The organism is Streptomyces endophyticus (assembly GCF_035798155.1).
Taxonomy (GTDB): Bacteria; Actinomycetota; Actinomycetes; order Streptomycetales; family Streptomycetaceae; genus Streptomyces; species Streptomyces endophyticus.
This window is the reverse complement of record NZ_JAOZYC010000127.1, coordinates 61,245-80,395: the sequence shown is the minus strand read 5'-3', so window position 1 is coordinate 80,395 and position 19,151 is coordinate 61,245. Positions and strand designations below refer to the sequence as shown.

At 70.4% G+C, this 19,151-nt stretch carries 15 protein-coding genes; 5 read left to right on the top strand and 10 right to left on the bottom strand.

Annotated features, from left to right (window positions below; all coding sequences use genetic code 11):
• Positions 1-120 precede the first annotated feature (120 nt).
• From OKJ99_RS21160 to OKJ99_RS21140, 5 genes are all read right to left on the bottom strand, one after another.
• Positions 121-339 (bottom strand): SGM_3592 family protein, encoded by a 219-nt coding sequence (locus OKJ99_RS21160; protein WP_326018587.1) that lies wholly within the window; start codon positions 337-339, stop codon positions 121-123.
• Between the two features lie 62 nt (positions 340-401).
• Positions 402-1,121: an ABC transporter permease gene (locus tag OKJ99_RS21155; RefSeq protein ID WP_326018586.1), complete on the bottom strand. Its 720-nt coding sequence runs from the start codon at positions 1,119-1,121 to the stop codon at positions 402-404.
• Between the two features lie 9 nt (positions 1,122-1,130).
• The gene (locus tag OKJ99_RS21150) at positions 1,131-2,042 is read right to left on the bottom strand and encodes an ABC transporter ATP-binding protein (RefSeq protein WP_326018584.1); all 912 of its coding nucleotides are present in this window, start codon (positions 2,040-2,042) and stop codon (positions 1,131-1,133) included.
• Entirely contained in the window at positions 2,039-2,941 is a 903-nt protein-coding gene (locus OKJ99_RS21145; protein ID WP_326018582.1) for an ABC transporter permease, read from the bottom strand. Before OKJ99_RS21145 ends, OKJ99_RS21150 begins: the two co-directional genes overlap by 4 nt.
• Entirely contained in the window at positions 2,938-3,957 is a 1,020-nt protein-coding gene (locus OKJ99_RS21140; protein ID WP_326018614.1) for an ABC transporter ATP-binding protein, read from the bottom strand. Before OKJ99_RS21140 ends, OKJ99_RS21145 begins: the two co-directional genes overlap by 4 nt.
• Before the next feature lie 231 nt (positions 3,958-4,188).
• Between OKJ99_RS21140 and OKJ99_RS21135 the strand changes: the two genes are divergently transcribed.
• The 5 genes from OKJ99_RS21135 (at position 4,189) to OKJ99_RS21115 (ending at position 9,932) form a co-directional block, all read left to right on the top strand.
• A complete protein-coding gene (locus tag OKJ99_RS21135; RefSeq protein ID WP_326018580.1) occupies positions 4,189-5,031 on the top strand; it encodes a M24 family metallopeptidase in 843 nt (280 codons plus the stop codon).
• 11 nt (positions 5,032-5,042) lie between these two features.
• Complete coding sequence (locus OKJ99_RS21130; protein ID WP_407700733.1) at positions 5,043-6,821, top strand: SDR family oxidoreductase; 1,779 nt, start codon at positions 5,043-5,045, stop codon at positions 6,819-6,821.
• The gene (locus tag OKJ99_RS21125; RefSeq protein WP_326018576.1) at positions 6,818-7,804 is read left to right on the top strand and encodes a MerR family transcriptional regulator; all 987 of its coding nucleotides are present in this window, start codon (positions 6,818-6,820) and stop codon (positions 7,802-7,804) included. Before OKJ99_RS21130 ends, OKJ99_RS21125 begins: the two co-directional genes overlap by 4 nt.
• A 158-nt stretch (positions 7,805-7,962) precedes the next feature.
• Complete coding sequence (locus OKJ99_RS21120) at positions 7,963-8,916, top strand: LLM class flavin-dependent oxidoreductase (RefSeq protein ID WP_326018574.1); 954 nt, start codon at positions 7,963-7,965, stop codon at positions 8,914-8,916.
• Positions 8,917-9,005: 89 nt separating this feature from the next.
• Positions 9,006-9,932, top strand: coding sequence for an HAD hydrolase family protein (locus tag OKJ99_RS21115; RefSeq protein ID WP_326018572.1), 927 nt, complete (start codon positions 9,006-9,008; stop codon positions 9,930-9,932).
• Between the two features lie 11 nt (positions 9,933-9,943).
• Here OKJ99_RS21115 and OKJ99_RS21110 read toward each other — a convergent pair whose 3' ends face one another.
• The 5 genes from OKJ99_RS21110 to OKJ99_RS21090 all read right to left on the bottom strand — a co-directional run bounded on the left by OKJ99_RS21110 (position 9,944) and on the right by OKJ99_RS21090 (position 19,127).
• Positions 9,944-10,993 carry a M23 family metallopeptidase gene (locus tag OKJ99_RS21110; protein WP_326018570.1) on the bottom strand — a complete coding sequence of 350 codons (1,050 nt, stop codon included), beginning with the start codon at positions 10,991-10,993 and terminating at the stop codon, positions 9,944-9,946.
• A gap of 135 nt (positions 10,994-11,128) precedes the next feature.
• The gene (locus tag OKJ99_RS21105) at positions 11,129-12,859 is read right to left on the bottom strand and encodes a sensor histidine kinase (protein ID WP_326018568.1); all 1,731 of its coding nucleotides are present in this window, start codon (positions 12,857-12,859) and stop codon (positions 11,129-11,131) included.
• Between the two features lie 82 nt (positions 12,860-12,941).
• Entirely contained in the window at positions 12,942-16,442 is a 3,501-nt protein-coding gene (cydD, locus tag OKJ99_RS21100) for a thiol reductant ABC exporter subunit CydD (protein ID WP_326018566.1), read from the bottom strand.
• A gap of 92 nt (positions 16,443-16,534) precedes the next feature.
• Positions 16,535-17,539 (bottom strand): cytochrome d ubiquinol oxidase subunit II, encoded by a 1,005-nt coding sequence (gene cydB, locus OKJ99_RS21095; protein ID WP_326018564.1) that lies wholly within the window; start codon positions 17,537-17,539, stop codon positions 16,535-16,537.
• Between the two features lie 13 nt (positions 17,540-17,552).
• On the bottom strand, positions 17,553-19,127 hold the full coding sequence (locus OKJ99_RS21090) for a cytochrome ubiquinol oxidase subunit I (RefSeq protein ID WP_326018563.1): 1,575 nt from the start codon (positions 19,125-19,127) through the stop codon (positions 17,553-17,555).
• Positions 19,128-19,151: the final 24 nt, after the last annotated feature.

Here is a 19,151-nt window from a genome sequence, read left to right as displayed (position 1 = left end):
TGCCGGGAGCTCGACGGACTACTGAAGGACATCGCCGCGCTCCTCTCCCGGTCCTTGGGCGCCACGGTCGGCGCGCTGACACAACTACTGTGCCGCGCCGGGGAGTTCGCCGCCACCGAATTACCGGCGGCGCCACCTGCGCCGCCGCGCCTTGCTGAAGAACCACCCCGCGGGCGGCTCGTCCGAACGCCACGGCCGGGGCTCGGGCCCGCCCTTTCGCCATCGCTCGGCGAGCATGCGGGCCCGCGCGGACGGTTCGGTCGCCTCGGCGGCACGTATGAAGTCGGTGTCCAGGACCACGTCGTCCCAGGCGTCGTCGTTCTTTGATTCGCCTGCCATGTCCTGTTCCTCCTCACCCTCCCACCAGTGTCCCGGCGAGAGGGTGAAAGCGGCGTCAAGAGCTACTCCTCCCCGGCCAGCTTCAGGGTCCGCAGCTTCTGCCCGGCGTACCAGGTCGCCAGGACCGTCACCACCACCAGGAGCACCGTCGCGAGCGGCAGGCCCACGTCCGAGGTGACGAGGTCGCCGCCGGCCACCTTCTGGGCGACCGCGAGCGACCACTGCTGCACGCTGAGCGTGCGCGCCCCGGAGACCAGGGACCCGAAGAGGGCCTCCCATACGAGGGCGTAGACGAGGCCGAAGACGACCGCGTGCCGGGTGACCGTGCCGAGCAGCAGGAAGATCGCCGCGTAGGCGATCGAGGCCACCAGGGCGGCGATCGTGTAGGCGACGGCGATCTGCTGCCCGTTGCCGTTCAGGATGAAGCCCGCGATGAGCGTCGGGACGGCGGAGAACACCATGGTCACGCCGATGGCCACGATGAGTTTGGTGAAGATGATCGTGGGGCGCTTGAGCGGCTTCGAGAGCAGATAGACCACGGAGCCGTCGTCGATCTCCGGGCCGATGGCTCCGGTCCCCGCGATGACACCGATCAGCGGCACCATCGTGGCGAGCGCGAAGCCGCCGAGCAGGTCGGACGCGGTCTGGTCGTCGGCCCCCGTGAGCCCGCGCACGAGCGCGGAGATCACGATCAGCAGCACGGGCAGCGCGAAGAGGATGAGGGCCCGGCGCCTGCCGAGCAGGGCCCGGTAGGTGAGTCGGGCGACAGTGGGGTCGTACATCAGGGCCTCCTACGCCGCGACCAGATACGAGAAGACGGACTCGAGGGACTCGTCGGACGGCGAGACCGTGAGCAGTCGGATGCCGTGCGCCTGCGCGACCTTCGGGAGCAGCGTCGTGAACCGGCCGAAGTCGACGGCCTGGACGTGCAGCGCGTCCTCCTTCAGGTCGACCTCGATGCCCGCCGTCGACGGGTCCGCGATCAGCACGGCGGCCAGCGCCCGGTCGTCGCTGGAGCGGATCAGATAGCGGTGCGGACGGTCGGTCATCAGGCGGCGGATCTTGCGGAAGTCGCCGCTCGCGGCGTGCCGGCCCGCGACGATCACCTCGATGTGGGAGGCGAGTTGCTCGACCTCTTCGAGGATGTGCGAGGAGAACAGGACCGTGCGGCCGTCGTCCCCCATCCGCCGCAGCAGATCCATGAGCTGCATGCGCTGGCGCGGGTCCATGCCGTTGAACGGCTCGTCGAGCAGCAGTACCGAGGGGGTGTGCACGAGCGCGGAGGCCATCTTCACGCGCTGCCGCATGCCCTTGGAGTACGTCGAGATCTTGCGGTCCTGCGCGTACTCCATCTCGACCGTGGCCAGCGCCTCCCCGGCCGCCTTCTTTCCGAGGCCGTGCAACTCGGCGTTGGCGACGACGAATTCGCGTCCTGTGAGGAAGTCGTACATCCCCTCGCGCTCGGGGACGATGCCGATGTGCCGGTAGATCTGCTCGTTGCGCCAGATCGGCTCTCCGTCGAGGGTCACCGAGCCGTTCGAAGGGGCGAGGAAGCCGCCCATCATGTTGATGAGCGTGGACTTGCCCGCGCCGTTCGGTCCCAGCAGGCCGGTGACGCCGGGACCGATGTTCATGGTCACGTCGTTGACGGCGACCACGTTGCCGAACCAGCGTGAGACGTGGTCGATGTTGATCGTGGTCACAGTCCGACCTTCCGGTAGCGGCGCATCAGCAGCCCGTAGGAGCCGGCGATGAGCCCGAGGACGACGAGCAGGTAGACGAGGCCCTCGCCCGCCGAGGGTCCGTGTGCCCCGGGGAAGGACGAGCTCGCTCCGAGGAACGCGGTCCCCACTCCGTCGATGAGCGTGATCGGCGAGAAGAGGCCGAGCCAGGTCACCGCCCCGCCGTTGTCCTGGGCGTCGGCGATCGCCTGGACCGTGGACACCGCGCCGTAGGAGATGGTCAGGACGGCGATGACGGCGGCGATGCCGAACCCGCGGCGCGGGGTGACGGCGGAGACGACGAGTCCGATCCCGGCGAAGAGCAACGACAACAGCGCCACGGATACCAGTCCTTGGGCGAATCCCTTGGTCTGCTCTGTGAAGTCCAGCTTGGCGAGCAGAGAGCCTACGTAGAGCACGATCAGCGGCGCGGCCGTGAGGATGAACAGGGCCGATGTCATGGCGGCGAATTTCGCGACCACGTAGTCGACGCGCTCGATGGGGCGGGAGAAGTAGAGCGGGATCGACTTGAAGCGCAGATCCAGGGAGACCGCGTTCGGCGCCGCGGACGCCACGTAGAGGCCGATCACCGCCTGGAGGATGACCGCGTAGCGCGTGTAGTCGACGGGCAGGTCGTTCGCCTTCGTGGCGACGGCCACCGCGACCATGATCAGCGCCGGGACGCACATCACGATGAAGAGCAGCATCGGCAGCACCTTGGACTTGGCCGAGCGGCCGAGTCCGTAGGCGCCGCGCAGGCTCTGGGAGAAGAGCGAGCGGCGGGAGTACGCGCGGCCCAGGCGCGGGCCGTCGTAGTGGCGGTAGCCGATGTTGTGGATCTGGGTGGACGCGCGGTCCACAGGGCTGGGCTCGGTGGTCATCGCGCCGCGCCTCCCGTCTGCTGCGATGCGGCGGTGGCCGCCCAGGCCGCTGCGCGCTCGGAGCCCTGCTCCTGCCGCACCTCGCCCTCGGGGCGGAAGACCTCCGCGATCTGGTGCCTGCGCTGCTCCATGCGGACCAGGCCGAGGCCGAGGTCCGCGACGACGTCGCGCACGATGTCGTACGTCTCCTCGCCCTGCGCCGTGATGAGGACGGTGTGCCCGGCGCCGGGCAGCTCACCGCCGGCGCTGGTCTCGATGCCGCGCCGCGCGAACGCCTCGCGGAGCGCCTTGGTCCCGTCCGGGTGTTCGTCGCTGTCGGTGACCTCGATCGCCAGCGTCGCCGTCGCCTGCGTGAAGTCCGTGGTGGAGCTGGAGCGCAGCAGCTTGCCGCCGTCGATGATGACGACGTGGTCGCAGGTGCGCTCCAGCTCTCCGAGCAGGTGCGAGGTGACGAGGACCGAGATGCCGAAGTCGGTGTGCACGCGCCGGATCAGGCCGAGCATGTCGTCACGGCCGACCGGGTCCAGGCCGTTCGTCGGCTCGTCCAGGAACACCAACTGCGGGTCGTGCACGAGCGCCTGGGCCAGCTTCACGCGCTGCTTCATGCCCGTCGAGTAGCCGCCGATGGGGCGGTAGCGCTCCTCGTACAGGCCGACGTGCCGCAGGGTGTCGGCGGTGCGCTCACGGGCGGCCGTGGGCGGCAGGCCCGACATGCGCGCCATGTGGACGACGAGCTCGGTCGCCGAGACGTCCGGCGGCAGGCAGTCGTGCTCCGGCATGTAGCCGACGCGCTCACGGATCTTGGGACCCGATGACGGGTCCGCGACGTCGAGCCCGAGCACTTCGGCGCGGCCCTCCGACGCGGGGGACAGACCAAGAAGAATCTTGATCATGGTGGACTTGCCGGCTCCATTGGCCCCGACGAGTCCGGTCACACCGGGCCCGATGTCCATGGTCAGCCGGTCAAGTGCGGTCACCTTGGGGAACCGCTTGCTCAGGCTTTCGGTCACGATCACAGTCACGGTTCGACCGTAGTGGCGCAGGCCACACCAATTCGTCAGACCGTGGGGTCGACCTCGTCTAAGACCTGAGTATTACGGATCCCTAGGGGTCCACCCTGAGTAGAGCGTGCAGGCCCCTTGACGTCGCCGCCAAGCATTGTCACATTCATCAATGTCAAGTTACGAGCGCGTACGGCGACGGCCCGGCCACGAACCGGGGCGGCCGCGACCCGGACGGACGGTGGCATGACCTCAGCAGTGGTACGTGAACTCTCGGCGGAACTGCGGGGGTTCAGAGAAGTCCAGAGGCTCGCGTACGCGTGCGCGGAATCGGTCGCGGCGCAGCTCAAGCCGGGCGTGACCGAGCGCGAGGCCGCGCGGATGCAGCGGGAGTGGTTGCGCGAGCGCGGGGTGCGGGACTGGTTCCATCTGCCCTTCGCGTGGTTCGGGGACCGCACGGCGTTCGTGAACTTCCGCGTACCGCTGCAGTTCTTCCCGACGAACCGGAAGCTGGAGGCGGGGATGCCCTTCATCCTCGACATGGCGCCGGTCCACCAGGGCTACACCGCGGACATCGGCTACTCGGGCTGCCTCGGCCTCAACCCCGTGCACGACAAGCTGCTTTCGGACCTTCGGGCGCACCGCGAGCTGCTCCTGCGCGAGGTGCGCGAGCGGCGCTCGTTGCGGGAGATCTACGAGGACGTGGAGCGGTTGATGGTCCGCCAGGGCTACGCCAATCGGCACCGGGCGTATCCCTTCGGCGTGATCGCGCACAAGGTCGACCGGGTCAAGGAGCGGCGGATCAACCCCACGTTGTTCGGCTTCGGCACCCAGTCCCTGAAGGGCCTGGCGAGCGACGCGCTGCACGGGCACCGGGACGGCTGGTCGCCGCTGTGGTCGCCGTACAAGTTCTCCGACCATCCGCCGCAGCCGGGCCTTTGGGCGGTCGAGCCGCACCTCGGATTCCGGGGCACGGGCGCCAAGTTCGAGGAGCTTCTCGTGGTCACCGACTCCAAGGACCCGCAGGAGAGCGCCTTTTGGCTGGACGACGATCTGCCGCACGTGCGGCGCTGGGCGGAGGGCATCTGATGACGGACCTGATGAAGATCGAGGGCGCGCGCGAGCGCCGGGTGCGCACGGGCGGTATCGACCTGTGCGTCGTCGAGCTGGGCGAACCCGGCGGGCCCGAGCGGCCGACGGTGGTGCTCGTGCACGGCTACCCGGACTCCAAGGAGGTGTGGTCGGAGGTCGCCGCGCGCCTCGTGGACCACTTCCACGTCGTGCTCTACGACGTACGCGGACACGGCCGGTCGACGGCTCCGCAGCCGCTGCGCGGCGGCTTCACCCTGGAGAAGCTGACCGACGACTTCCTGGCGGTCGTCGACGCGGTGAGCCCGGACCGGCCCGTGCACCTGGTGGGGCACGACTGGGGTTCGGTGCAGTCGTGGGAGTTCGCCACGGTCCAGCGCACGCAGGGCCGCATCGCGTCCTTCACGTCGATGTCGGGCCCGTCCCTCGACCACTTCGGGCACTGGATCAAGCAGCGCGTGAAGAAGCCCACGCCCGCGAAGGTGGGCCAGCTGCTCGGCCAGGGCGCCAAGTCCTGGTACGTGTACATGCTGCACACGCCCGTGCTGCCCGAGCTGGCCTGGCGCGGTCCGCTCGGCAAGCGCTGGCCGAAGATCCTGGAGCGCGTCGAGCGGGTCCCTGCGGGCGACTACCCGACGTCGTCGCTGCCCTCGGACGCGGCCCGCGGGGCCTGGCTGTACCGGGACAACGTAAGGGCGCGGCTGCGCCACCCGCGCGAGGACGCGTACGCGCACGCGCCCGTGCAGCTCATCACGCCGCTCGGAGACGCTTTCCTGTCGCCGAGGCTGTACGACCAGCTGGAGCTGTGGGCGCCCCAGTTGACGCGCCGGGTGCTGCCCGCCAAGCACTGGGTTCCGCGCACCCGCCCCGATCAACTCGCGGCCTGGATCACCGAGTTCGTCACCACGCACGAGGGGCAGGAGGCGGGCGTGCCCGCACGGCGCCCGGCGGCCGACGGGAAGCACGCGGACCGGTTCGCCGGTCAGCTGGTCCTGGTGACCGGTGCGGGCAGCGGCATCGGCCGGGCCACCGCGTTCGCCTTCGCGGAGGCCGGCGCGCGGGTGGTCGCCGTCGACCGGGACGCCGAGAGCGTCGCGCGGACCGCCGAGCTGGCCCGCCTCATAGGCGCCCCCGAGGCGTGGGGCGAGACCGTGGACGTCACCGACGAGCAGGCCATGGAGAAGCTCGCCGAGAAGGTCGCCGCCGAGTACGGCGTGGTCGACGTCCTGGTGAACAACGCGGGGATCGGTCTGTCCGGCTCCTTCTTCGACACCACCACGGAGGACTGGAAGAAGGTCCTCGACGTCAATCTGTGGGGCGTCATCCACGGCTGCCGCCTGTTCGGCAAGCAGATGGCCGAGCGCGGGCAGGGCGGCCACATCGTGAACACCGCGTCCGCGGCGGCGTACCAGCCCTCGAAGGCGCTCCCCGCGTACTCGACCTCCAAGGCCGCCGTCCTGATGCTCAGCGAGTGCCTGCGCGCCGAGCTGGCCGGGCAGGGCATCGGGGTCTCCGCGATCTGCCCCGGCCTGGTGAACACGAACATCACGGCGACGGCCCGCTTCGCCGGGGTGGACGCCGAGGAGGAGCAGCGCCGCCAGAAGAAGTCCTCGCGCCTGTACGGCCTGCGCAACTACCCGCCGGAGAAGGTCGCCGAGGCGATCCTGGGCGCCGTCGTGCACGACAAGGCGGTCGTCCCTGTCACCCCGGAGGCCCGCGGCGCCCACCTCATGTCCCGCTTCACGCCCAAGGCCCTGCGCGCGGTCGCCCGGATGGAGCCACCCCTGTGAGCACCGACGCCCCGGCGCCGCGGCCACGGGGCGGGGCGGAGCAGTCGGCCGCCGAGTACCGGATCGAGGACCTGGCCCACCACAGCGGTGCCACGGTCCGCACGATCCGCGCCTACCAGGACCGTGGGCTGCTGCCGCGGCCCGAGCGCCGCGGGCGGGCCAATGTGTACTCGGACACGCATCTGTCCAGGCTGCGCCAGATCGCCGACCTGCTGGACCGCGGTTACACCCTGGCGTCCATCAAGGAGCTGCTGGAGGCCTGGGACGCGGGGCGCGGCCTTGGCGGCGTGCTCGGTCTGGTCGCGGAGGTGGACGGCCCGTGGACGGACGAGCGGGCGGGGCGCATCACGCGCGCGGAGCTGGACGAGCGGTTCGGCGGCGAACCCGACGAGGCCGCCGTGCGGGACGCACTCGAACTCGGCGTACTCGAACACGTCCCCGGGACGCACGACGAGTTCCTCGTCCCGAGCCCTCAAGAGCTGGCGGTCGCCGTCGAGTTGCACGCGGCAGGCGTTCCGCTGTCCGCGATCTCCGGCCATCTAAGGGAGTTGAGGGGGCAGGTCGAACATATAGCGGCGCGTTTCCTGGAGTTCACCACCGAGCATGTCTTCGCCCGCTATCTCGGTCCGCGGCCGCCGACCGACGCGGAAGCGGCCGAAGCGGCCTCGCTCGTGCGGCGGCTTCGCCCGCTCGCACAGCAGTCCGTGGACGCCGAACTCGCCCGTGCCATGCGGATGTTCGCCACCCGGCACCTCCATCGCCACCTTGCCGAAGGGCCGGCGGCCGAGGTGCTGGATGAGCCGCAATCCGTCGCCGTACCGGTGGAGACAATACGGGCCGTACGCAGGCTCGTTGGCTCCGAGCACGTCTCGACGTTCATCGCGGCGGCGGCCGAACGCGAGGTACAGACAAGGACATTGGACGCATTGACTCCAAACCACAGTGATGCGCCCACAGTTGATCAAAAGGGCTCCTCCGCTTGAGAGTTGTCCACAGAATCACCAACTAGCTTGTGGATAACTGGACTTGGCTGTGGATCAAACATGCGGGCCAAAATTTCTGGATTGAATCCGAGAGAATCCGCGAGAATCCGAGAGAGCTCCGGGCGAGATGTGAGGGAAATCCGCATACGCTCGCAGGTATGAACGAGAACGCTCCCGCCACACCCCCTCGCCCGCTGCGCCTGAGCACCGTGATCCTGCCCCACCGCCGCTGGCACGAGGGCGCCCGCGAGACCTGGCTGCGCGCGGAGGAGCTGGGCTTCCACACCGCGTACACGTACGACCATCTGTCCTGGCGCGTGCCGTTCCGGGACGGACCGTGGTTCGGGGCGGTCCCGACGCTGACGGCCGCGGCCACCGCCACCGAGCGGATCCGCCTGGGCACCCTCGTGACCTCGCCGAACTTCCGGCACCCCGTCACCCTCGCCAAGGAACTGCTCACGCTCGACGACATCTCCGGTGGCCGGATCACGCTCGGCATCGGCGCGGGCGGCACCGGTTTCGACGCGAGTGCCCTCGCGCACAGCGGGCAGGAACCGTGGACGCCGCGGGAGCGGGCCGACCGTTTCGCGGAGTTCGTCCCGCTGCTCGACCGACTGCTCACCGAGGACACGGTCTCGTACGACGGAACCTTCTACTCGGCGGGCGGCGACGTCGGCGCACAGAACATCCCGGGCTGCGTACAGCGACCCCGGCTGCCGTTCGCGGTCGCCGCTACGGGCCCGCGCGGCCTGAAGCTCGCCGCGCGGCACGGGCAGGCATGGGTGACCACCGGCGACCCGAAGCTGTACGAGACGGGCACCCCGGAGGAATCGATTCAGGCCATTCGCGGGCAGGTCGCGAAGCTGGCCTCCGCGTGCGAGGCCATCGGCCGCGACGCGGACGAACCGGACAAGGTCCTGCTCACCGGGTTCACCCCGGACCGCACCCGCCCCCTCGCCTCCGTCGACGCCTTCGTGGACTTCGCGGGCAGGCACCGGGAGCTGGGCTTCACCGAGCTCGTGCTGCACTGGCCGATCCCCGACACCGCGTTCGCGGCCGACCAGAAGACCTTCGAGGCGATCGCCACGGAGGCCCTGTCCCAACTCGACTGAATCGGACTCCGTCACGCCGTGCCCCGGGTGGGGCGCATGAGCCAGGTTCGTACTCATCTGTGCGCCCCGCAGCACGCCCGTGCGCGCATATGCGCGACCATGGGTCGGTGACCTCACCGACTCCCGGGCCCCGGACTCCGGCCCCCTCCGCCCCCACGCCCCGGCTGATCGCCACCGACCTCGACGGAACGTTGCTGCACGACGACAAGACCGTTTCGCCGCGTACGGTCGCCGCGCTCGCCGCCGCGGAGGAGGCCGGCATCGAGGTCTTTTTCGTGACGGGCCGCCCGGCCCGCTGGATGGATGTCGTCAGCGACCATGTGCACGGCCACGGCCTGGCGATCTGCGGGAACGGCGCCGCCGTCGTGGACCTGCACGGCGGCGCGGGCGAGCACCGCTTCGTCAAGATCCGCGAGCTTACGGTGCCGGACGCGCTCGACGTCGTCCGCATCCTGCGGGCGACGGCCCCCGGCACCACCTTCGCCGTCGAGCGCACCGGCGGCCTGCACCACGAGCCCACGTACCCGCCGCTGCACCTGGGCCCCGGGGAGACCGTCGCACCCGCGGAGAAGCTGCTGGCCGCGGACTTCGAGGGCGCGTCCGTCGCGGACCAGCCGGTGCTCAAGCTCCTCGCCCACCACCCCGAGCTCGACCCCGACGAGTTCCTCGCCCTGGCCCGCGCGGGTGTGGGCGACCGGGCGGCCATCACCCGGTCGAGCCCGAGCGCGCTCCTGGAGATCAGCGGTCCCGGCGTCTCCAAGGCGAGCACGCTCGCCATGTGCTGCGCGGAGCGCGGCATCGCGCCCACCGAGGTGGTCGCCGTCGGGGACATGCCCAACGACATGGAGATGCTCGCCTGGGCGGGCACGTCCTACGCGATGGGGAACGCGCACCCCGAGGTCCTGGCCTCGGCGACCGGCCGTACGGCGACCAACAACGAAGACGGCGTGGCCCGCGTCATCGAGGACATCCTGGCCGCGCACGCCCCCGCCCAGAAGCTTCACCAGGCCCAGTAGCTCCACGCCGCCTACAGCTTCACGTGGCGCTCGGCGAACCACTTCACCGGGTCCACCCCGGACCCCAGATACGGCGTGAGCCGCACCTCGAAGTGGAGGTGCGGCCCTGTCGAGTTGCCGGTGGTGCCCGACTGCCCGACCCACTGCCCCGCGCGGAGCTTCTGCCCCTGGTCGACGGTGACCGCGGCGAGGTGCGCGTACTGCGTGTAGTAACCGCCGGGATGCCGCACGACGACCTCGATGCCGAAGGCGCCACCGCAGGACACACTCACCACGCGGCCCGCGCCCACCGCCCGTACCGGGGTGCCGATGTCGACCGCGAAGTCCTGCCCGGTGTGCCGGTGCGACCAGCGCTCGCCCGCGCTGTCGAAGCCCGCGGACAGCTCGTACTTCTCCACAGGAGGCAGCCACGCGCGCGTGGTTGAGTTTTTCGGCTCCTTGAGGCGTACGGCGCCCCGGCACTTCCCCGCGGCGACCGAGGTGTCCGCCTGTCCCTGGAGCTGCCACCGCGCCGCTTCGAGCTTGCTCTCGATGCCCTTCTTAAGGATGACGAGCCGTGCGTTGCGCTCCTTCAGGGAGCGCCACGCGTCCGCCGCCCTGCGCTGTCCGTCCGCGAGCCTGCGCTCGGCGCGCCTGCTCTTGTCCACAGCGTTGTTGAGGGCCAGATCGGCCTGCCAGACCGCCCGTTGACCGTGCATCAGCTTCTCGGGGTTCCCGGCCAGCAGCATCTGCGCCGTGAGGGGGATGTCGCCGCCGCTGCGGTACTGGGCGCGGGCGATCCGGCCGAGGTCGTCGTGGAGCACGGAGATCTGCCGCCGCTCCCGCACGAGCAGCCGCTCCATCGTCCGTACCTCCGCCTTCTGTACGGAGGCGGCCTTACGGCCCGCTTCGTAGCGCTGCGTCGCCGTGGACGCCTCCTCGAAGAGGCGCGCGACGTCCGCGCTCGCCTCGGGTCCCTCCGCGCCCTGGGAGACCGTGGGCGGGCCACCGAGGGCCACGAGGGCGCACAGCAGCACCGGGAGGACGAGCGATGTGCTGGTTCGGCGGGGTCCATGACGCATGCATCGGATCGTCGACCGCCGCACGCCGGGCTTCCTGTGGGGCTGGTACGGCCGAGGGAACGGGTGCCCCGTACGGCGCAGGAACGTACCGCCAAACCGGGGCGGGCGGCGCCACCCGCACCCCTCGGCAAGGCGTCAGTGGGGCGCCTGCCACACCACCGTCGTGCCGTCCCCGTCGAGCCCCGCTCCGTGCCAACTGGCGCCGCCGAGCGATTCGGCCCGCTTCTGGAGGTTCTTCAGGCCGCTGCGCCGCCCGCCCTCCTTGATGCCCACCCCGTCGTCCGCGACCGTCAGACGGACGCCCTGCCGCCCGTCGGGGAGGAGCACGGTGGCGTCCACGACGACGTCGATGCGGTCGGCCTCCGCGTGCCGGAACGCGTTCGAGAGGGCCTCGCGCAGCGCCGCGATGAGGTGCTTGCCGGTGAGCTCGCCGACGACCGTGTCGACGGGTCCGAGGAAGCGGTACGAGGGCTTGAACCCGAGCGGCACGGCGGCCATGTTGATCTCGCGGACCACCTTGGTGCGCAGACCCGACGGCGCCTCGGTCGGCCCTTGCTGGAGGGCGAAGATCGCGGTGCGGATCTCCTGGATCGTGGTGTCGAGCTCGTCGACCGCCTTGCCGACACCGGCCTGTACCTCGGGCACCACGGAGCGGCGCTGGGCGGTCTCCAGCATCATCCCGGTGGCGAAGAGGCGCTGGATGACGAGGTCGTGCAGATCGCGCGCGATCCGGTCGCGGTCCTCCAGGACGGCGAGGCGCTCCCGGTCGCGCTGCGCGTCGGCCGAGACCAGGGCGAGCGCGGCCTGGGACGCGAACTGGGTGGCCAGGGTGCGCTCCGCCTCGCTGAAAGGACGCTCCCCGCGCGCGCGGGTCATCACCAATGTCCCCAGGACCCGCCCGCCGCTCTGGAGGGGCAGCATCATGGACGGCCCGTAGTCCTGCGCGAGCCCGGTCAGCATGCGGGTATCGGTGGCCGCGTCGTCGACGAACACGGCCTTCCCGTCGAGCAGTTCGGAGATGATCTCGCTCTCCGGCGGCACGATCACGCCGAGCGCGGTGGAGGGCCCGTCCGCGTCGACGGCGACGATCTCCATGCCGCCCTCCTCAGCGGGCAGCATCACTATGCCGGCCGCCGAGTCCGAGAGGTGCCGGGACTGTTCGGCGACCACCTGGAGCGCGTCGTCTGCGTCGCCGCCCGAGAGCAGCGCGGTCGTCACCGCCACCGAGCCGTCGATCCACCGCTCGCGCTGCTTGGCCGCTTCGTAGAGGCGCGCGTTGCCGATGGCGATGCCCGCCTCCGTGGCGAGCACCCGGACCATGTTCAGGTCGTCGTCGTTGAACTCGCCGCCGCCGTGCTTCTCCGTGAGGTAGAGGTTTCCGAAGATCTCGCCCTGTACGCGGATGGGGAGGCCGAGAAACGTGTGCATCGGCGGATGGTGCGCGGGAAAGCCGCAGGAGCGCGGGTCGTCCGCGAGGTTCGCGAGGCGCACCGTCACGGGGTCGTGGATGAGCGCGCCGAGCAGTCCCTTGTGCCCGTCGGGCAGCCGCCCGATGAGCCGCGCGGCCTCCTCGTCGATCCCGGAGTAGACGAAGTCCGCGAGCCCGTCGCCGTCCTCGGCGACGACGCCGATCGCGGCGTACTTGGCGTCGGTCAGTTCGGCGGCCGTCTCGCAGATCCGGTCGAGCGTGGTGTGCAGTTCGAGGCCTGTGCCCACGGAACGCATCGCTTCGAGGAGCTGCGGCAGCCGGGCGGTCAGTTCGGCCGACAGACCGTGCAGGCTTCGTGTCGCCTGAGTCGCCGCCTCCAGGGAAGCCGCGGCGGGCTCGTCGGGAGGCGGGGCGCCGGGGTCCGTGGGTGCTGCCATGCTGCGAGCCTAATTAGTGCCAATTGGTGAGGAAAGTCGGGATCGGGTTGGCGAGGGGCGCCGAGGTCCGGATCCGGCTGCCTCAGCTCCCCGCGCCGGCCAGCGCCTCCGCCGCGCCCTCCCGAAGCCGAAGCTCCCGAAGCGGCCCGTCGACCGCGACGAGCTCGGCGTACGGACCGCGCTGGGCGACCCGGCCGCCGTCGAGCACGAGCACCTCGTCCACGGCCTCCAGACCTGCGAGGCGGTGCGTGATCAACACCGTCGTCCGCCCCCGCGTGACGTCCAGGAGATCCGCGGTGAGCGCGTCCGCCGTCTCCAGGTCGAGGTGTTCCGCGGGCTCGTCGAGCACGAGGACGGGGAAGTCGGCGAGCAACGCTCGGGCAAGCGCGAGCCGCTGCCGCTGGCCGCCCGAGAGACGTGCGGCGTGCTCACCCACCAGGGTGTCGAGCCCGTCCGGCAGCGCCTGCGCCCACTCCCGTAGACGTACGCGGCCGAGCACCGCCCACAGGTCGTCCTCGGTGGCGTCCTTCCTGGCGAGCAGCAGGTTCTCGCGCAGGCTGCTGTCGAAGAGGTGCGCGTCCTGGGCGCACAGCCCGACCAGGCGCCGGACCGCGTCGCCGTCGAGGGCCGACGCGTCGACACCGCCGAGCGTGTACGTCCCGGCGTCCGCGTCGAGGAAACGCAGCAACACCTGGGCGAGGGTCGTCTTTCCCGAACCCGACGGGCCGACGACGGCGACGCGACGGCCGCGCTCCAGCGTCAGGTCGAGGCCGGCGAGCGCGTCCCGCTCCTGGCCCTCGTAGCGGGCGGTGAGGCCGCGCACGACGAGCGGGAAGGGATCCTGCGGGGCCTGTGCGGGCCGCTCGGGCTCCCGTACGGGTTCCGGCGCGTCCAGGACCTCGTAGACCCGCTCAGCGCTCTTGTGGACGCGCTGACGGTGCTGCACGGCGAGCGGCAGGCCGAGCACCGCCTCGAACGCGGCGAGCGGCGTCAGGACGACGACCGCGAGCGACACTCCGTCGAGCTGTCCCGCGCGCACGCCCTGGACGCCGACCAGCGCGGCCGCCGCCACGGTCAGGCCGGTGATCAGCGCGGTGAGTCCGTCGCCGAGCGCGGTCGCGGTGGCGGCGCGCGAGGCGATCCGCGTCAGCACGGAGTCGGCTTCCGCGGCCTCCTTCGTACGTCGCGGCAGCGCGCCCGAGACCGTCAGTTCGGCGGTGCCGGTGAGCAGCTCGGCCACCTTCGTGGCGAGGCCCCCGCGCGCGGGGGCGAGCCTCCGCTCCGCGCGTCGTGACACCGCGCCCGACAACAGCGGCACCCCGACCCCGGCGAGCAGCAGCCCCACGGCGAGCACGGCACCCGCGGTGGGCAGCAACCACGCGGTGAACGCCACCGACCCCACGCCCACGAGCGCGGCGACCGACGCGGGCAACAGCCAGCGCAGCCAGTAGTCCTGCAGGGCGTCCACATCGGCGACGAGCCGGGAGAGCAGGTCGCCGCGCCGCGTCGTGCGCAGCCCCGCAGGGGCGAGCCGCTCCAGGCGCCCGTACACGGCGACCCGGGTGTCGGCCAGCATCCGCAGCACGGCGTCGTGCGACACGAGCCGCTCCATGTACCGGAAGATGGCCCGCCCGATGCCGAACGCGCGCGTGGCCGTCACCGCGACCATCAGGTACAGCACCGGCGGCATCTGCGAGGCCCGCGAGATCAGCCACCCGGACGTCGCCATCAGACCGACCGCGCTGCCCAGCGCGAGCGCGCCGAGCAGCAGGGCGAGCGCGAGCCGCGAGCGGCGCGGCCTGGCGGCGTCGCGCAGCCGTACGAGCACATGGCGCCGGTCCACCGGCACATCGCCGCGTGCCTCCACCGGCGTGGCTTCGACCGCCTCGGCGAAGGCCTGCGCGGACGGGCTCTCGTGCGCGGCGCCGCGCACCTGCGCCGGCACCGCACCGGGCGCCTCGATCCGTACGACCCGGTCCGCGACGGCGAGCAGCGCGGGACGGTGCACGACGAGCAGCACGGTCCGCCCCACGGCGAGCCGGCGCACCGCGTCGACGATGCCCGCCTCGGTCCCGCCGTCGAGCGCGGCCGTGGGCTCGTCGAGCAGCACGACCGGCCGGTCCGCGAGGAACGCCCGCGCGAGCGCGAGCCGCTGCCGCTGCCCGGCGGAGAGCCCGGCGCCGTCCTCCCCGAGCACGGTCGCCATGCCCTCGGGCAACGCCTCGACGAACTCCAGGGCCCCGGCCTCCCGCAGCGCGGCGAGCACCGTGGCGTCATCGGCCTCGGGCCGCGCGAGCCGTACGTTGTCCGCGATCGAACCGGCGTACAGCTGCGGCCGCTGCGGAACCCACGCCACGCGCGCGTGCCACGCCTCGCGCGACACCTCGGCGAGATCGACACCACCGACGGAAATCCGCCCACTACAGGGGCGCACAAAACCCAACAGGGCACTGACCAGCGTCGACTTGCCCGCTCCGCTCGGTCCTACGAGCGCCACGGTCTCGCCCTCGTCGACCTTGAAGGAGACATGGGAGACGGCCTCCGAGGACCGCCCTTCGTAGCGAACAGAAACGCTTTCAAACCCGATTCCGCCGGCTGCGGGGACATCGCGCGTGCCGTCCTCGGGCAGCGGCGACTCCAAGACCGCGAAGATCTCCTCCGCCGCGGCGAGCCCCTCGGCCGCCGCGTGGTACTGCGCGCCCACCTGCCGCAGCGGCAGATACGCCTCGGGCGCGAGCACCAGGATCACGAGCCCGATGTACAGATCCATCTCGCCGTGCACGAGCCGCATGCCGATGGTCACGGCGACGAGCGCGACCGACAGCGTGGCCAGCAGCTCCAGCGCGAACGACGAGAGGAAGGCGATCCGCAGGGTGCGCATCGTCGCCCTGCGGTACTCGCCGGTGATCTTGCGGATGGACTCGGCCTGCGCCTTGGCGCGGCCGAACACCTTCAGGGTCGGCAGACCCGCGACGACGTCCAGGAAGTGGCCCGAGAGCCGGGAGAGCAGCCGCCACTGGCGGTCCATCCGGGACTGGGTCGCCCAGCCGATCAGCATCATGAAGATCGGGATGAGGGGCAGCGTGCCGACGATGATCGCCGCCGACACCCAGTCCTCGGTGACGACGCGGGCGAGCACCGCCACCGGGACCACCACCGCGAGCCCCAACTGCGGCAGATAGCGGGAGAAGTAGTCGTCGAGGGCGTCCACGCCGCGCGTCGCGAGCGCCACGAGGGACCCGGTGCGCTGCCCGCTCAACCACCCGGGGCCGAGCCGCGCGGCCCGCTCCAACAACCGCCTGCGCAGCTCCGACTTGACCGCCGCGCTCGCCCGGTGCGCGGCCAGCTCGGTCAGCCAGGCCACGAGCCCGCGCCCCGCCGCGACCGCCGTCAACAGCAGCAGCGGAGCCCGCAGTTCGGCCACGCCGAGGCCGTGCTGGAACGCGCCCACCACGATCTCGGCGATGAGCATCGCCTGCGCGATGACCAGGCCCGCCCCGGCGGCGCCCAGGGCCACCACCGCGATCAGGAAGAGGCGAGAGGCCCGGCCGTACCGGAACAGACGCTGGTCGATCGGTTTCACGTGAAACACACCCTCACGTAGACGAACGCAGACGGGGCGAAGGCGCTCGGCGCGCCCTCTTGAAGGCGCTCAGCACGCCCTCTTGAAGGCGCTCAGTGCGCTTCGGCAGGAATGTGGCTCGTGCTGAGCCGCTTGCGAAACACCCAGTAGGTCCAGCCCTGGTAGAGCAGAACCAGCGGCGTCATGATCCCGGCGACCCAGGTCATCACCTTCAGCGTGTACGGGCCCGACGACGTGTTGTCGATCGTCAGGTTCCACGCGTCATTGAGCGAGGACGGCATGACGTTCGGCACCAGGGCCAGGAAGATCGCCGCCACCACGGCCGCGATCGCGATCCCGTTGAAGCTGAAGGCCCAGCCCTCGCGCCCCTTGGCGTTCATCACGAGCGTGCCGAGCAGCCCGACGACCGCCACGGCAAAGGCCACCGCGGTCCACACCGTTCCGCGCTCGACCTGGATCCAGGCGAGGAACCCGCCGCCCAGCAGCACGGTGGCCACACCCGCCTTCGTCGCGAGCGCACGCGCCCGTACCCGGATGTCGCCCTCGGTCTTCAGCGCGGTGAACACGGCGCCGTGCAGCGTGCACACGGCGGTGAAGGCGAGGCCGCCGAGCAGTCCCCACCAGGTCAGCAGGTCGCCGAACGAACCGGCGAAGTCCTGCTGGGAGTTGATCGGCACACCGTGCACCATGTCGGCGAACATCACGCCCCACAGGAACGGCAGCAGCAGCGAGCTGACGAAGAGCACCAGCTCCCAGTTGCGCTGCCAGCTCTCCTCCGACCGCTGGTGCCGGTACTCGAAGGACAGCACGCGCACGATCAGCAGCAGCAACGCGATCACGAGCAGCAGGTAGAAGGCGCTGAAGAACGTCGCGTACCAGATGGGGAACGCGGCGAACATCGCGCCGGCCGCGGTGAGCAGCCAGACCTCGTTGCCGTCCCACACCGGCCCGATGATGTTGATCAGCACGCGCCGCTCGGTCCTGTCGCGCGCGAGCAGCCGCGTCAGGATGCCCACCCCGAAGTCGAAGCCTTCGAGGAAGAAGTAGCCGGTCCACAGAACGGCGATCAGAAGGAACCAGAAGTCGTTGAGGCCCATGGCGTTTCTCCTCTCAGTACGCGAAGGTCAGTGGCTTGTCGGCGTCGTCGTCATCGGAGTCGCCCCCCGAAGGACCACGCAACTTCGGGTCCTTGGTGGGCGGTTCCTCGTCCGTGTCGGGACCCTTGAGGGCGTACTTCTTCATCAGCCGTACGTTGATCCAGAACAGCACCGCGTACAGCAGGGTCAGAACGGTGAGCGAGATCGCCATCTCGGTCTGGCTGACACCGGGGGAGACCGAGTCCGCGGTCCGGAACAGGCCGAAGACGGCCCAGGGCTGACGGCCCATCTCGGTGAAGATCCAGCCGATGGAGTTGGCGATGAAGGGGAAGACCAGCGAGGCCATGCCGACCCGCCAGCCCCACTTCGTGACGGTCGGGCCGAGTTCCTTCTTGTTGGTGAGCATCAGCTTGGGGATTTCGTCCTCGCCCCTTCGATGCTCGGGCAACAGCCATCGCTTCTTCCGGGTCAGCCAGAATCCGGCGCCCGCGGCGACGGCAGCGGTAAGCCCGATGCCGATCATCAGGCGGAAGCCCCAGAAGGTGACGAAGATGTTGGGGATGTAGTCGTTGGGGGAGCCGCCGTACTTCTCGGCCTCGGCCTTGGCGGTCTCGTGGATGCCGGGGACACAGCTGGTGAAGTTGTCGTCGGCCAGGAACGAGAGCAGGCCCGGAAGCTCTATCTCGACGGAGTTGTGGCCCTTGTTCACGTTGCCGACGGCGAAGATGGAGAACGGTGCGGGACATTCGGTGTCCCACAGCGCCTCCGCCGCCGCCATCTTCATCGGCTGCTGCTTGAACATCACCTTGGCCAGCTGGTCGCCGGAGAGGGCGACCAGGACGCCCGCGATCATCGCGGTGACCAGTCCGATCCGGAGCGAGCTGCGCAGCGTGACGGTCCGCTTGCGGTCGACCTGCTCGCCGGCGTCCTTCTGCTTCTTGATCTTCCAGAGCAGCAGGCTGGAGATGCCGATCATGAACGCTCCGCCGGTCAGGAAGGCGGAGGAGACGGTGTGCGTGAACTGCACGACCGCGGTGTTCTGGAAGAGGACGTGCCAGATGTCGTTGAGACGGGCCACGCCGGTCTGCTTGTCGATCTCGTAGCCGACCGGGTGCTGCATCCAGGAGTTGGCCGCCAGGATGAAGTAGGCCGAGGCGAGCGTGCCGATCGACACCATCCACATGCAGGCGCAGTGGATCTTCTTCGGCAGCTTGTCCCAGCCGAAGATCCACAGTCCGATGAAGGTGGACTCGAAGAAGAAGGCGATCAGCGCCTCCATCGCGAGCGGAGCACCGAAGACGTCACCGACGAACTTCGAGTAGTCCGACCAGTTCATGCCGAACTGGAACTCCTGCACGAGACCGGTCGCGACACCGATCGCGATATTGATCAGGAAAAGCTTCCCCCAGAACTTCGTGGCGTGGAAGTACTTCTCCTTGCCCGTGCGCACCCATGCCGTCTCCAGGCCCGCCGTGAGCGCGGCAAGAGAGATCGTCAGTGGGACGAACAGGAAGTGGTAGACGGTGGTGATGCCGAACTGCCATCGCGCCAGGGTCTCCGGCGCGAGGGCGACCGTTGTCGGGTCCACTGCGTCTTCTCCTTACATCGCCGT

Coding starts and splice junctions, on each gene's coding strand:
- OKJ99_RS21160 (WP_326018587.1), bottom strand. CDS start 339: ATGGCAGGCGAATCAAAGAACGACGACGCCTGGGACGACGTGGTCCTG.
- OKJ99_RS21155 (WP_326018586.1), bottom strand. CDS start 1,121: ATGTACGACCCCACTGTCGCCCGACTCACCTACCGGGCCCTGCTCGGC.
- OKJ99_RS21145 (WP_326018582.1), bottom strand. CDS start 2,941: ATGACCACCGAGCCCAGCCCTGTGGACCGCGCGTCCACCCAGATCCAC.
- OKJ99_RS21135 (WP_326018580.1), top strand. CDS start 4,189: ATGACCTCAGCAGTGGTACGTGAACTCTCGGCGGAACTGCGGGGGTTC.
- OKJ99_RS21130 (WP_407700733.1), top strand. CDS start 5,043: ATGAAGATCGAGGGCGCGCGCGAGCGCCGGGTGCGCACGGGCGGTATC.
- OKJ99_RS21120 (WP_326018574.1), top strand. CDS start 7,963: ATGAACGAGAACGCTCCCGCCACACCCCCTCGCCCGCTGCGCCTGAGC.
- OKJ99_RS21115 (WP_326018572.1), top strand. CDS start 9,006: ATGCGCGACCATGGGTCGGTGACCTCACCGACTCCCGGGCCCCGGACT.
- OKJ99_RS21110 (WP_326018570.1), bottom strand. CDS start 10,993: ATGCGTCATGGACCCCGCCGAACCAGCACATCGCTCGTCCTCCCGGTG.
- OKJ99_RS21105 (WP_326018568.1), bottom strand. CDS start 12,859: ATGGCAGCACCCACGGACCCCGGCGCCCCGCCTCCCGACGAGCCCGCC.
- cydB (WP_326018564.1), bottom strand. CDS start 17,539: ATGGGCCTCAACGACTTCTGGTTCCTTCTGATCGCCGTTCTGTGGACC.